This window comes from Herbiconiux sp. UC225_62, assembly GCF_042694625.1.
In the GTDB taxonomy this organism is placed as follows: domain Bacteria; phylum Actinomycetota; class Actinomycetes; order Actinomycetales; family Microbacteriaceae; genus Herbiconiux.
Map to the genome: position 1 here is coordinate 1,893,864 of NZ_CP170551.1, position 12,744 is coordinate 1,906,607.

Below are 12,744 nucleotides of genomic sequence, written 5' to 3' on the forward strand. Positions count from 1 at the left end.
TCGTGGACTCAGATCGTGGAATTCATTGTGACACGCCGTACACCCGCTCGCCCGCGAGGTAGGTCTCGACCACGTCGATCCCCGGCAGCGCGTCCGGGGCGACCGTGTACGGATCGGCCGAGAGCACCACGAGGTCGGCGAACTTGCCCACCTCGAGGCTTCCCACCTCGTGCTCCGAGAACAGCTGCCAGGCGGCATCCAGGGTCTCGGCCCGGATCGCCTCGTCGAGGGTCACCCCGGCGGCGCCTTCGAGGTGACGGCCCGATCGCGTGGTGCGTGTCATGGCCACTGCCATGTTCCGGAGCGGCTCCGCAGGCGTCACCGTGCCATCGTTGTGGAAGGAGATCTTCAGCCCCGCATCGAGCGCCGCCCGTGCGTTCGCCCACGGACCGCCGTGCTCGGGCCCGAAGAGGTCGTCGACGAGCACCTCGCCCCAGTAGTAGACGTGGTCGATCAGGATGCTCGCGGTCACCCCGAGTGCGGCCGCTCGCTCGAACTGGGCTGGCGTCATGGCCCCGACGTGCTCCATGCGCAGCCGGTGGTCCGTTCGCGGATGCCTCTGCAGCGGCGCCTCCCAGCAGTCGAGCACGCGGTCGACCGCGAGGTCGCCGTGCACGTGGCAGGCGAGCTGCCAGCCGTCGGGGAAGTAGCGCTCCACCACCTCGTCGAGCTGCTCGCGGGTGTAGTTCGCGGAGCCGTGCGACCCCGGTTCCACGCCGATCGAGCGGGTGGCCGGGGTGTCGAGGTAGGGGAAGGAGAGGAGGATGTTGCCCACCCACGGCGACCCGTCGGCCCAGGTCTTGACACCCACCTGCCGCACCAGCTCGTCGCCGTTCTGCGGAGCGACGGATGCGACGACGTCCGGCCCTGACATCTCGTAGAGCCGAAGGCGCGCACGGAGTCCACCGTTCGTGCGGGCCGCGTCGAGGGCGGGGCGCTTCGCGGCATCCCAGCTCATGTCGCTCACGGTCGTGATGCCGACGGCGTTGAGCGTGGTGAGGTAGTCAGAGAGCAGGGCGGGTAGGTCGTGCTGCGCATCGGCGAGGGTGCTGCCGAGCAGGGCGAGTACCGTACCCACTTCGAAGCCCTTACCGGTGAGATCTCCGGCGGCATCCTTCTCCCAGTGCGAGCCGACAGGGTCGGGAGTCTCGCGGGTGATGCCCGAGCGGCGTGCTGCAGCGGAGTTGAAGAACACGACATGACCGGAGTTGTGCAGGATGACGACGGGTGTCTCGCCACTCCACTCGTCGAGCTGGGCGAGGGTGGGATCACTCAGGCCGGTCTGGAGCAGTCCGTCCCAGCCGTTGAACACGACGCCGGCGGGGCGCGCGGCGATGCCGTCGTGGATCGCCGCCATGACCTCGGTGGCGGTGGCGAGCACCACGGGACGGATGTCGATCATGTACCGGCTGAGCACCACGGCCGTGTCGCTGGGATGCCCGTGCGCTTCCACGAATCCGGGCAGAAGCGCCCGCTCACCCAACTCGACGACGCGCGCATCCGTCGTCGCCTGCCGGCGCACCTCGGCCTCGTCGCCGACCGCGGCGATCCGGCCGCCGCGCACGAGCAGGGCTTCAGCGCGAGGTCGGCTCTCGTCGACGGTGATGACCGTACCGAGGAAGAGGATCTCCGTGCTCATGGCGCAACTGTAGCGGGCGCCGAATGGGGTGGTGTCGCGCTGTTTTCGGTCCTACGCTCGGGACTCAACCGATCCTGAAACCTCCCGGAAGGAACTCCCATGACCAGCGAACCCATATCGACGCCGGATGACCTGACGGGAACGCCCGACGAGCGGACGAAGCAGCTGGCCCAGCTCTCGGGCACCTCCCTCAGCGGGGATTGGCTCCGTCGACAGCTGGAGTCGGCGTTGCGCGATTGGGCCGCCGACGAGAGCGAACTCGACATCGTGAAGGAGTCCCGGGCCGACTACTGAACGGCTTCGCGTTGAATGCTTCGCGTTAAATGATCGAGGGCCCGTCGTAGAGGCTAACGACGGGCCCTCTCCCTTGCACCAAGAGTGTCCTGCAATCACATTCCGCGTTACTTGCCACAGCAAACAACTAACGCTCTATGAATATATAACGGTCCGGTAACGGAGCGCTAGTTATCAAAACGTTATTTTTCTGGGAATTCGCTGTGTGCCTCGAAAGGGGGGCAGGCGGGGGTGGCGGATACCATGGTCCGCATGGCAGAGAAGGCTCGAGAAGGCGCCGATCGCATCCGTTTCAGCGCCGACGTGGTGGTGCTGGCCGACCGTTCGATCGTGCGTCTTCCCGCAGAGGCGAGCGCCGCCTTGCCGTCGCGTGGTCAGGTCGCCGTGCGGGGCGAGATGAGTGGGAAGCCGTTCGAGGCGGTGCTGGAGCCGGACGGGATGCGGGGGCATTGGCTCGGCGTGGACAGCTCCCTCGCGGAAGGTGAGACCGTCGCGGTCGAGATCGAGCGCAGCGACGCGTGGCCCGAGCCGCAGGTGCCGGCAGAATTCGAGCAGGCGCTCGCCGAGGCGCCCGCGGCCGACGAGACCTGGGGCGACATCACGCCGATGGCCCGGTGGGAGTGGGTGCGCTGGGTCAACGCCACGAAGAATCCGCAGACCCGCGACCGGCGCATCGAGGTGAGCATGTCGAAGCTCGGCAAAGGGATGCGGCGGCCGTGCTGCTTCGATCTGGCCTCCTGCACCGATCCGGAACTCTCGAAGAACGGCAAGCTCCTCGGTCTGTCCTGATCCGGCCGCGTGCTTTGTTTTGAATCATTCACGATAACTGCTACGGTCGAACCATGCACGAATCACGCGAGGCCGAGTTGCGCGAGGCGGGCCTCCGGGTGACCGCCGGGCGCGTGGCCGTGCTCGACGCACTCGGTTCGATGCCCCACGCCGATGCGGATACGATCTTCCGCACGATCGCTCCGACGCTCGAGAACACGTCGATCCAGTCGATGCACAACATCCTGGCCGATTTGTCGAAGGCGGGGCTCCTCCGCCGCATCGAGCCCGCCGGATCGCCCGCCCGATACGAGCGGCGCATCGGCGACAACCACCACCACGTCGTGTGCACGAACTGCGGCGCCGTGGCCGACGTCGATTGCGTGCACGGCGCTGCGCCCTGCCTCGCCCCGTCGTCGGATGCCGGCTACCGCATCCAGACCGCCGAGGTCACCTTCTGGGGTCTCTGCCCCGCTTGTCAGGCGGCCACCGGCTGAGGCCGCCGCGCCGGCCGCTCATTGCGTCGCCGGCCCTGTTCGTTCGATCCGCCATCCGGTGCCCTTGGGCACCTCACTTAAGGAGAACCATGTCCGAAACGCCTCCCACCACCACTCCGACCGGCACGCCGGTCGCCAGCGACGCGCACTCGCTCACCACGGGCGCCGACGGCGTCGCTGCGCTGCACGACCGCTACCTGGTGGAGAAGCTGGCGCAGTTCAACCGCGAACGGATTCCGGAGCGCATCGTGCACGCCAAGGGCGGGGGAGCGTTCGGCCGTTTCGAGGTGACCGAGGATGTCTCGCAGTACACCCGCGCCGCGGTGTTCCAGCCCGGCGCCGCCACCGAGACCCTCATCCGGTTCTCCAGTGTCGCCGGCGAGCAGGGCAGCCCTGACACCTGGCGCGACGTGCGCGGCTTCTCCGTGAAGTTCTACACGACCGAGGGCAACTACGACATCGTCGGCAACAACACCCCGGTCTTCTTCATCCGCGACGGCATCAAGTTCCCCGACTTCATCCACTCGCAGAAGCGCCTTCCCGGATCGGGGCTGCGCGACGCCGACATGCAGTGGGACTTCTGGACCCTCTCGCCGGAGTCGGCGCACCAGGTCACGTACCTGATGGGCGACCGCGGACTCCCGCGCTCCTGGCGCGAGATGCCGGGCTACGGATCGCACACCTACCAGTGGACGAACCTCGACGGCGAGCGCTTCTGGGTGAAGTACCATTTCCGCTCCAACCAGGGCAACGTCGAGATGCCGGGCACCGAGGCCGAGCTCATCGCCGGCGCCGACGCCGACCACTACCGCCGCGATCTCTACGAGGCGATCGAGCGCGGCGACTTCCCGTCGTGGGACCTGCACGTGCAGGTCATGCCCTACGACGACGCACATGACTACCGCTTCAACCCCTTCGACCTCACGAAGGTCTGGCCGCACGGCGACTACCCGCTGATCAAGGTCGGCACGCTCACGCTCGACCGCAACCCGGAGAACTTCTTCGCCCAGATCGAGCAGGCGGCGTTCTCGCCCGCGAACACCGTGCCGGGCATCGACATCAGCCCCGACAAGATGCTCATGGCGCGCGTCTTCAGCTACCCGGACGCGCAGCGCTACCGCGTGGGCACCAACTACGCCGAACTTCCGGTGAACGCTCCTCATGCGGCCCCGGTGCACAGCTACACCCAGGACGGCGCCGCTCGCCACGGCTTCAAGCCCGCGTCAGCACCGGTCTACGCGCCGAACTCCTTCGGTGGTCCGGTGGCGTCTCCGGCTGCCGCGGGCGCCGGTAGCTGGGAGACGGATGGCGCGCTCGTGCGCTCCGCCGCCACCCTGCACGCCGAGGACGACGACTTCGGCCAGGCGGGCACCCTCTACCGCGAGGTGTTCGACGAGTCGCAAAAGGCGCGCTTCCTCGCCACCATCTCGGGTGCGGTCGGCGGCGTCCAGGATTCCGGCATCCGCGAGCGCGCCATCCAGTACTGGACGAACGTCGATGCGACCCTCGGCGCCCAGCTGCGTGCGGTTCTCGTGGCCGGAACCGAGCCGTCCCTCGCCGCCGCGCAGCCCGGCCTGGCCGAGTAACCCGGCGACTCGTCGCGTCGAGGGCCCCGATCGCACCCTGCGGTCGGGGCCTTTAGCGTGCTACGGCTCGGTAGCTGAGCACGCCTTGGGTGGCGCTCCCTTGTGCGGAGCCCACCGAGCCAGATCCGACTACGCTCGACCAAACTGAGCAAACATCGCCTTCTCGCATTGAATGAGCTATTCTCGTCTTGACCTGCGGACCCACCGCACCCACTTTCGACATTTCTGGATGGCCCACCATGAATGCACTCCCGCGATCTCGGCGCAGGCACCCGCTGCGTTGGCTCCTAGCCCTCACCCTCGCCGCCGCCCTTGCGGCAGTCCCAACCCTCGCCCCTGCCCAGCCAGCGCAAGCAGCGGCAACTCCCGTGGCCGTAGATGACGCCTACACGACCGCAATGGATGCCCCTCTATCGAACTCTGAAAGTGTGCTGATGAACGACACTCTCGGTGACGCCCAAAATTGGAGGAAGGTGATGTCCCCGGCGCACGGAACGCTGTATCAGGCCGGGAAGCCAGGCTTCTTCACCTATTCGCCCGTCGCGGGATTCTCGGGCACCGACTCGTTTCAATACTGCCTCTCGCCCAATCTGGCAGGCGAGCCGTGCGTTTCAAATGTGGCTACGGTCACGATCAACGTGCTAGCTTCCGTGCCCGCCGATGATCATTTCGAGACAGGCGTATCGACAGCCTTGACAATCAGGATGGCTGACGCACTAGCCAATGACGCGAACGCTGACCCGAATCACGTTGCGTGGAACGTGCGAATCGAGGGCCCAAGAAACGGGACTCTGAGTTCGCCAGATGGTAAGGACATGACGTTCGTGCCCACTGCAGGATTCATTGGCACGGATATGTTCAAGTACTGTCTCGCGTACGCCGCCGGTCTTCCTTGTGAAACGCCCAACGCGACGGTATTTATCAATGTCGGGTTACCGGCGACGTCGCGGATTGCGGGGGCGGATCGGTACGAGGTGGCGGTTCAGATCGCCAATGGGATGTTCCCGACGACCGCTCACGTGTTGTTCATTGCGTCTGGGGTCAACTACCCGGACGCGTTGAGCGCTGGGCCGGCTGCCGCGAAGCTGGGCGGTGCGCTGCTGCTGACGTTGCCTGATCGGGTTCCTGACAATGTGGCCGCGAAGGTGTCGTCGTTGAAGCCGGGGCGGATCGTGATCGTCGGTGGGGTGAACTCGGTGTCGGAGGCGGTTGCAGGGCAGCTCAAGACTCTGGTGCCCGGGGCGACTGTTGAGCGTATCGGGGGAGCGGACCGCTACGAGGTGAGTCGCGCGATTGCTGACAAGATGTTCGGACCGTTCGCGCACGCTGATGTGACGACGGGCGCGACGTTCGCCGACGCGCTTTCGGCGGGTGCGGCTGCCGGTACCGTCGGCGAGCCCGTCGTGCTGGTCAGGGGTGATGCGCAGACCGCTGACGCGCCAACTCTTGCCCTGTTCGCGGCTCACGCGACGTCGAGCTTGACGATCGTGGGCGGTATCAACTCGGTTTCCGCCGGCGTCGAGACCTCGCTGCAAAAGGTCGGACCCGTTGCCCGGATCGGTGGCGCGGACCGCTTCGAGGCGTCGTCGAACCTGAACCATGCCGCGTTCGCGAAAGCCGACACGGTCTATCTGGCAACTGGCTTGAACTTCCCCGATGCTCTCGCGGGGAGTGTGCTGGCTGGTTCGACCAAGTCACCGCTCTACGTCGTGCCCAAGTCGTGCGTGCCGAAGGCCGTGATCGACGACATCGTGCGGTTGGGTGCGAAGAAAGTGGTGCTGCTCGGCGGGCCGAACTCGCTCACCGACGAAGTCGCGAAACTCTACGCCTGCACCCCCTAGCCGACAAGACGACCACGAAAAGCGCCGCAAACCGGACGGCGTCGGCGCAGAAGAGGTCGAGGGAGGGTGGGGAGGTGTGGCGGATGGAGACGTCGGCGTGGCGGTCGAAGCGGTAGCCGACGCCGCGGACGGTGCGCACGATGTCCTCGTAGTCGCCGAGCTTCGAGCGCAGGCGGCGCACGTGCACGTCGATGGTGCGCTCGTTCGGCACCTCTTCGTCGCCGCCGCTCGACAGCACGGTGATCAACTCGGCGCGCTCGATGGCACGGCTCTCGTGCTACTCAAGGTACTGGTGGGGCTTGATCTGCTAGAGGGAACTGTACCCGCGTCGCCTCGCTAATGCTCGGTTATTGCAGGCGGACGATTGTCGTCGCGACAGGCAGCGTCGAGGTGCAGCGCATCCGCGGCAGACTTGTGAGAATTCATCGAATATCGGGAGCAGATGAGGTATTCTCGCTATGACCCGCGGCCCTGGCCGCAATGAAGGCTGATCTTTTGGACGGCACATTATGAAAACAACATCGCAAGGTCGGAGCGCTCGCCCAGCGCGCTGGCTCCTCGCGCTCACACTCGGCGCGATACTAACTGCGGCGCCTTCCCTGGCGTCGGTCCCGTCGGCCCGCGCAGCAGTTCCTCCCGTAGCTGTTGATGACGCGTTCACGACTGCACAGAGCGCTCCGTTGATCGAAGAAATCCGGGCAAACGATTCTCTGGGAGGAGAAGACCTCAGCTGGACAGTGATTACTTATCCAAAACATGGCCAGCTCACGGGTGGTAGAGCGGACAACAAGCTCATCTACACCCCTGACCGTGGCTTCGCGGGCGCAGACTCGATGCAGTACTGCCTTGCGACGCTGCATGGTTTTGCCTGCCTTTCCAATACGGCAACTGTGACCATCACTGTGCTGGCCGGTATACCTGTCGATGACCACTTCGCTGTCGCCGCGATGACGCCATTGCAGTTAAAGAGAGCTGACGTATTGGCAAACGACGTGAACGCGGATCACTTGACGTGGAGCGCATTGGTCGAAGCGCCGAAACATGGCACGTTGACTAAATCGAGCCTTCCTGAGGCTGTCATCTACACTCCTGCAGCTGGTTTCGCAGGAACAGATTCGTTCAAGTACTGCCTCACCTCTATCGCGAATACGCCCTGCGAATCGCCCAGCGCAACGGTGTCAATCGATGTGGGGTTATCGCAGACGACTCGGATCTTTGGCGCCGACCGTTTTGAAGTGGCGGTGAAGATCGCTGACGCGCAGTATCCGACGACTGCCCCAGTAGTGTTCGTAGCCTCGGGACTCAACTATCCCGACGCGTTGAGCGCCGGCCCGGCGGCTGTTAAGCTCGGTGGGCCGTTGCTCCTGACACTTCCTGACCGTGTGCCCGACGTCGTCCTGGCGAAGATCGTGGCACTGAACCCAGCGAAGATCATCGTGGTCGGCGGGGTCAACTCGATTTCGACTGCCGTATCCGACCGTCTCACAACACTCATTCCCGGTGTGAGCGTCGAGCGGATCGGGGGCGCCGATCGCTACGAGGTAAGCCGAGCGATCGCGGATCGCGCCTTCGGAGACGTCGCCCACGCGTACGTGGCGACCGGGTCCAACTTTCCTGATGCGCTCTCCGCTGGTGCTGCTGCCGGCACCGCTCACGAACCGGTGGTGTTGGTCAACGGCGGCGGATCGGCGGCTGACGCGCCGACTTTGGCGCTCTTTGCCGCCCACAAGGCGTCGAGCCTGACGATCGTCGGTGGTGTGAATTCCGTCTCGCCTGCGGTTGAGGCCTCTCTAGCGGCGCGAGGCACGGTAGTTCGCTCCGCAGGGGCCGATCGTTTTGAAGCGTCCTCCAACCTCAACCGCTCCGCGTTCTCGAAGGCCGACACGGTCTATTTGGCGACCGGTCTGAACTACCCTGACGCGCTAGCGGGCGGAGTGCTCGCCGGTGCGACAGGCTCTCCCCTGTACGTGATTCCACAGGACTGTGTACCGGTTCCAGTACTCGACGACATCACGCGCCTAGGAGCGAAGAATGTGGTGCTTCTCGGCGGTCCTAACTCCCTGACCGACGACGTAGCCCGCCTGGTGGGGTGCGCCCCATGAGTACCCGGATCGGCGACTGAATTTCGCTGATGTCCTTTGATGTCCGGTGGGGCCTTGCCCCGCCGGACATCTTCTTTCACGCGCAAACAGCGGTGCCTGCGGCGACTATTGAGCGAATTAGGGCGGCTGATCGCTACGAGGTGAGTCGAGCGTTCGCGGACAAGATGTTCGGGCCGTTCGCCCAAGCTGCTAGGAAGCAGTCCCGACGGCCGCGGACGCGCTTCCGTTGGCGCAGCTGCCACGCCCGTCGAGCTGTCGGGGGCGATGTGAATAGCGCCGATGTGCCGCGCTCGCCTTGTTCGCTGCTCACGCGACATCCCGGTTGAAAATCGTAGGTGATGTCAATGCCATTTCAGCCGCTGTCGAGACGTCACAGTTGAGGGTCGGACCGGTCACGCGAATCGGCGGAGCAGACCGCTTCGAGGCATCATTGAACCCAGACCACAGGCCGCCTTCGCGAACGCCGACACGACGTATTTAGCCAGTGGTACGAACTTCCCGATGCCCTAGCGGGTAGCGTGCTCGCCGGACCGACGACATTTCCACTGTAGGGGTTGCCGTAGTCTTGCGTTCCGCGGGCGGTGATCGATACCAGCGTGGGTTTGGGCGCGAATAGGGTCTTCCTGCTCGGCGGGATCGATTCGCTCACAGACGAGGTCCCGAAGCTCGATGCCTATTCCGGGTAGTCGCTAGGCCTTCACCGTCGCCCTTTCGATGCCCGGCAGGCCTCATGGCTTGCCGAGCCAAGGGATCGCTTAGAAGAGGTCAGGGGAGGGGGTTGAGGTGTGGCGCACAGAGACGTCGGCATGGCGATCGAAGCGGTAGCCGACGCCGCGCACGGTGCGCACGATGTCCTCGTAGTCGCCGAGCTTGGAGCGGAGGCGGCGCACGTGCACGTCGATGGTGCGCTCGTTCGGCACCTCTTCGTCACCGGCGCTCCAGAGCGCGGTGATCAGCTCGGCGCGCTCGATGGTGCGGCCCTCGCGGAGCACGAGGTACTGGAGCAGCTCGAACTCCTTGTAGGTGAGGTTCGCGGCGTTGTTGTCGAGCAGCACGCGCTTGCGGCTGAGGTCGACGACGACGCCGTCGCGGGCGCGGTCCTGCGCATCCGGAACCTGGCGGTGCTTGGCCAGCGCCGTCGGGTCCTGTAGCGCGAGGCGCACCACGTCGACGTCGCGGCCACCGGCACCGCGCGGTGCGAGGGCGACGGCGGCGTAGGTCTCCGAGGAGGGAGCGAGTTCCGCGGCGAGGGCCTTGAGCGCCTCGACAATGCGGCCGAGGTCGGTGCCGTCGGCGGCGGCCTTGTCCTCGTCGATGCCGACGTAGAGCACGAAGCCGCGGGCTTCGGTGCCCTCGGGCACGGCGCGGATGCGGGGGGCGGCCGAGGCGACGTCTTCGACGCGGCTGATGGGCGTGATGGTGGCGGGGCGGGAATCGAGGTGGGCGATCGACATGAGAGTTGTCCTCAGCTGAAGTGACCCGTCTGAACGGGTCGGAGATGTGTCAGGCTACGGACTGCGATGAGAGTCCGGGCTGCACCGGAGAGTTCCGGATGCGGAGCACCTGCACCGTTCGATCAGCGGGATGAGGCTGAGAGGTGGAGGGGTGCTCGTCGAGATTGTCTCGTTAGCGACACATTCGACAACACATGACGACGGCGCCGGCCATCATCATGCCGGCATGCCCAGGAGCCTCAAAGGAGGTCAGGGTGTGCACCTTGTCAGTCATAGACAGAAGCTAAGCGGATGCGCGTGCGAATTGTCAAGCGCCGGATCGTTGCTCTCGGTATAGATTCGACGACATGGCCTCCCCCACACCGCTCAGCGCGGGAGCGGGCCGTGCGCGCTGGCAGGCCTTCGCCGTGTGCGTCGCGGTCGCGGCGTTGACCATCCTCGACCTGTCGAAGGTGAATGTCGGCCTGCCCTCGATCGAGAAGTCGCTCGGCGCCGGCTCCAGCGAACTGCAGATCATCGTCGCCGGTTACGCGCTCGCGTTCGGTCTGGCGCTCGTGCCGTCAGGCCGACTCGGCGACCTCTACTCGCGCCGAGTGATGTTCGTGGTGGGGCTGAGCGGGTTCACGGTGGCCAGCGCTCTGTGTGCGATCGCCCCGAGCATCCAGGTCCTCGTGATGGCCCGCATCCTTCAGGGCGTCGCCGCAGGTGTGCAGATGCCCCAGGTTCTGGGGTTGGTGCAGCAGTTGTTCCAAGGCGAGGAGCGGGGCCGCGCCTTCGGGTTGTTCGGCGCCACGATCGGTGTCGCCACCGCCTTCGGGCCGACGCTCGGCGGACTGCTGATCGCGGTCGGCGGCGAGACCGACGGCTGGCGGCTCCTGTTCTGGATGAACGTGCCGCTCGGCATCCTGGCTCTCGTGTTCGCCCTGCGCCTGTTGCCCCGGTCGCAACCCCATCAGCCCGGCCCGCGCAACCTCGACCTCGTGGGCATCCTCCTGCTCGGGGCGAGCGTCTTCAGCTTCATGCTGCCGTTCGTGCTCACCACGGGCGGCCCCGACGACAGTCCCTGGCGCTGGCTCTGGCTGCTCGGATGCGCGGTGTTCGTCGTCCTGTTCATCGCGTGGGAGCGTCGCTACGCGGCGGCCGGGAAATCGCCCGCCATCCACTTCTCGTTGTTCGCGCTCGGCTCCTACCGCAACGGACTCCTGCTCGCGACCGCATACTTCGCGGCCATTCCGGCGATCTTCCTGCTGACGACGCTGTTCCTGCAGGAGGGTTTGGGATTCCCTCCGGTGTTCGCGGGCATGGTGAGCATCTCGTTCGCACTGACCTCCGCGATCGCGTCGCTGATCGGTGGCCGGTTGGTCGGACGCTACGGGCGGGCCCTCGTGGTGGTGGGGTTGGTGATCGCGTTCTGCGGCTTCGTGCTGGTGCTGCTCGCGGCGGTGCTGCCGCCGGCCGAGTGGTCGATCTGGCTGATGGCGGCGGCGATGGCGGTGGCCGGCGCCGGAGGCGGGCTCGTGATCTCGCCGAACCAGACGCTGACGCTCGCCGAGATCCCGGTGACCGAGGGCGGTGTCGCCGGATCGATGGCGCAGGTGGGGCAGCGGGTCGGCACCGCCATGGGGGTCGCTGCCGCGTCGTCGATCTTCTTCTCGACGCTGTACCGCGAGGGGCCCGGCAATGCCGACAACGTGTCGGTGTACCACGACGGCTTCCGCAACGCCTTCTTCGTGACGCTCGGACTCATCCTCGTGGCGCTGGCCATCGCCCTCGTCGACCTCTTCCGCCGCAAGCGTGCCGAGGCCGAGGAGCCCGAAGACGACCCGGCCGATTCGGAAACGGCGCCGCCGGTGCCGACGAGTGACCCCAGGGGGTCGGAGCAGTAGCCGGGCTCAGACCGTTCCGTAAAGGCGATCGCCGGCGTCACCGAGACCGGGGACGATGTAGCCCTTCTCGTTGAGGCGCTCGTCGAGGGCACCCAACACGAGCGTCACGTCGCGGCCTTCGGTCGCCTTCTCGAGAGCAGCCACACCCTCGGGGGCTCCGAGGAGGCAGATGGCCGTGACATCCTGAGCCCCGCGCTTGAAGAGGAACTCGATGGCGGCACTGAGCGAGCCTCCGGTGGCGAGCATCGGGTCGAGCACGAAGCACTGGCGATCGGAGAGGTCGTCGGGCAGGCGCTCGGCGTAGGTGGTGGGCTCGAGGGTCTCCTCGTTGCGCACCATGCCGAGGAAACCGACCTCGGCGCTCGGCACCAGCTTCACCATGCCTTCGAGCATGCCGAGCCCGGCGCGGAGGATCGGCACGACCAGCGGGCGCGGGCTGCTGATCGCGACCCCCGTCGTCTCGGCCACCGGTGTCTGGATGGTGACGGGCTCCACCCGCACGTTGCGCGTGGCCTCGTAGGCCAGCAGGGTCACCAGCTCTTCGGCGAGGGACCGGAAAGTCGGCGACGGCGTGTTCACGTCGCGGAGGACCGTCAGCTTGTGGGTGATGAGCGGGTGGTCGGCAACGTGTACTCGCATAGGGTCAATCTACTGGACTCGACCGGCCCTGCCGCAGG

10 protein-coding genes and 1 pseudogene are annotated in these 12,744 nt (G+C 66.0%); 7 read left to right on the top strand and 4 right to left on the bottom strand.

Annotation, left to right across the window (positions count from 1 at the left end):
- Nucleotides 1-22: 22 nt before the first annotated feature.
- Complete coding sequence (locus ACFJGU_RS09115; RefSeq protein ID WP_382309636.1) at nucleotides 23-1,639, bottom strand: amidohydrolase; 1,617 nt, start codon at nucleotides 1,637-1,639, stop codon at nucleotides 23-25.
- Nucleotides 1,640-1,738: 99 nt separating this feature from the next.
- Here ACFJGU_RS09115 and ACFJGU_RS09120 point away from each other — a divergent pair, with 99 nt between their 5' ends.
- The 5 genes from ACFJGU_RS09120 to ACFJGU_RS09140 all read left to right on the top strand — a co-directional run bounded on the left by ACFJGU_RS09120 (nucleotide 1,739) and on the right by ACFJGU_RS09140 (nucleotide 6,625).
- Nucleotides 1,739-1,933 (top strand): hypothetical protein, encoded by a 195-nt coding sequence (locus ACFJGU_RS09120; RefSeq protein WP_382309637.1) that lies wholly within the window; start codon nucleotides 1,739-1,741, stop codon nucleotides 1,931-1,933.
- 252 nt (nucleotides 1,934-2,185) lie between these two features.
- Complete coding sequence (locus tag ACFJGU_RS09125) at nucleotides 2,186-2,722, top strand: YdeI/OmpD-associated family protein (RefSeq protein WP_382309639.1); 537 nt, start codon at nucleotides 2,186-2,188, stop codon at nucleotides 2,720-2,722.
- A 53-nt stretch (nucleotides 2,723-2,775) separates the two neighbouring features.
- Nucleotides 2,776-3,198, top strand: coding sequence for a Fur family transcriptional regulator (locus tag ACFJGU_RS09130; protein ID WP_382309641.1), 423 nt, complete (start codon nucleotides 2,776-2,778; stop codon nucleotides 3,196-3,198).
- Between the two features lie 89 nt (nucleotides 3,199-3,287).
- Entirely contained in the window at nucleotides 3,288-4,784 is a 1,497-nt protein-coding gene (locus ACFJGU_RS09135) for a catalase (protein WP_382309642.1), read from the top strand.
- Nucleotides 4,785-5,023: 239 nt separating this feature from the next.
- Nucleotides 5,024-6,625, top strand: a complete 1,602-nt coding sequence (locus tag ACFJGU_RS09140) for a cell wall-binding repeat-containing protein (RefSeq protein WP_382309644.1) — start codon at nucleotides 5,024-5,026, stop codon at nucleotides 6,623-6,625.
- Between the two features lie 49 nt (nucleotides 6,626-6,674).
- Here ACFJGU_RS09140 and ACFJGU_RS09145 read toward each other — a convergent pair.
- Nucleotides 6,675-6,899, bottom strand: a pseudogene (locus tag ACFJGU_RS09145) (helix-turn-helix domain-containing protein); the annotation flags it as partial.
- A 235-nt stretch (nucleotides 6,900-7,134) separates the two neighbouring features.
- Between ACFJGU_RS09145 and ACFJGU_RS09150 the strand changes: the two are divergent.
- The gene (locus ACFJGU_RS09150) at nucleotides 7,135-8,727 is read left to right on the top strand and encodes a cell wall-binding repeat-containing protein (protein ID WP_382309646.1); all 1,593 of its coding nucleotides are present in this window, start codon (nucleotides 7,135-7,137) and stop codon (nucleotides 8,725-8,727) included.
- Between the two features lie 755 nt (nucleotides 8,728-9,482).
- On the opposite strand, the gene ACFJGU_RS09155 is transcribed toward ACFJGU_RS09150, so the two are convergent.
- Nucleotides 9,483-10,181, bottom strand: a complete 699-nt coding sequence (locus ACFJGU_RS09155; protein WP_382309648.1) for a winged helix-turn-helix domain-containing protein — start codon at nucleotides 10,179-10,181, stop codon at nucleotides 9,483-9,485.
- Between the two features lie 347 nt (nucleotides 10,182-10,528).
- On the opposite strand from ACFJGU_RS09155, the gene ACFJGU_RS09160 reads away from it, so the two are divergent.
- Nucleotides 10,529-12,067 (top strand): MFS transporter, encoded by a 1,539-nt coding sequence (locus ACFJGU_RS09160; protein ID WP_382309649.1) that lies wholly within the window; start codon nucleotides 10,529-10,531, stop codon nucleotides 12,065-12,067.
- Between the two features lie 6 nt (nucleotides 12,068-12,073).
- On the opposite strand, the gene upp is transcribed toward ACFJGU_RS09160, so the two are convergent.
- Complete coding sequence (gene upp, locus ACFJGU_RS09165) at nucleotides 12,074-12,706, bottom strand: uracil phosphoribosyltransferase (protein WP_092549163.1); 633 nt, start codon at nucleotides 12,704-12,706, stop codon at nucleotides 12,074-12,076.
- Between the last annotated feature and the right edge of the window lie 38 nt (nucleotides 12,707-12,744).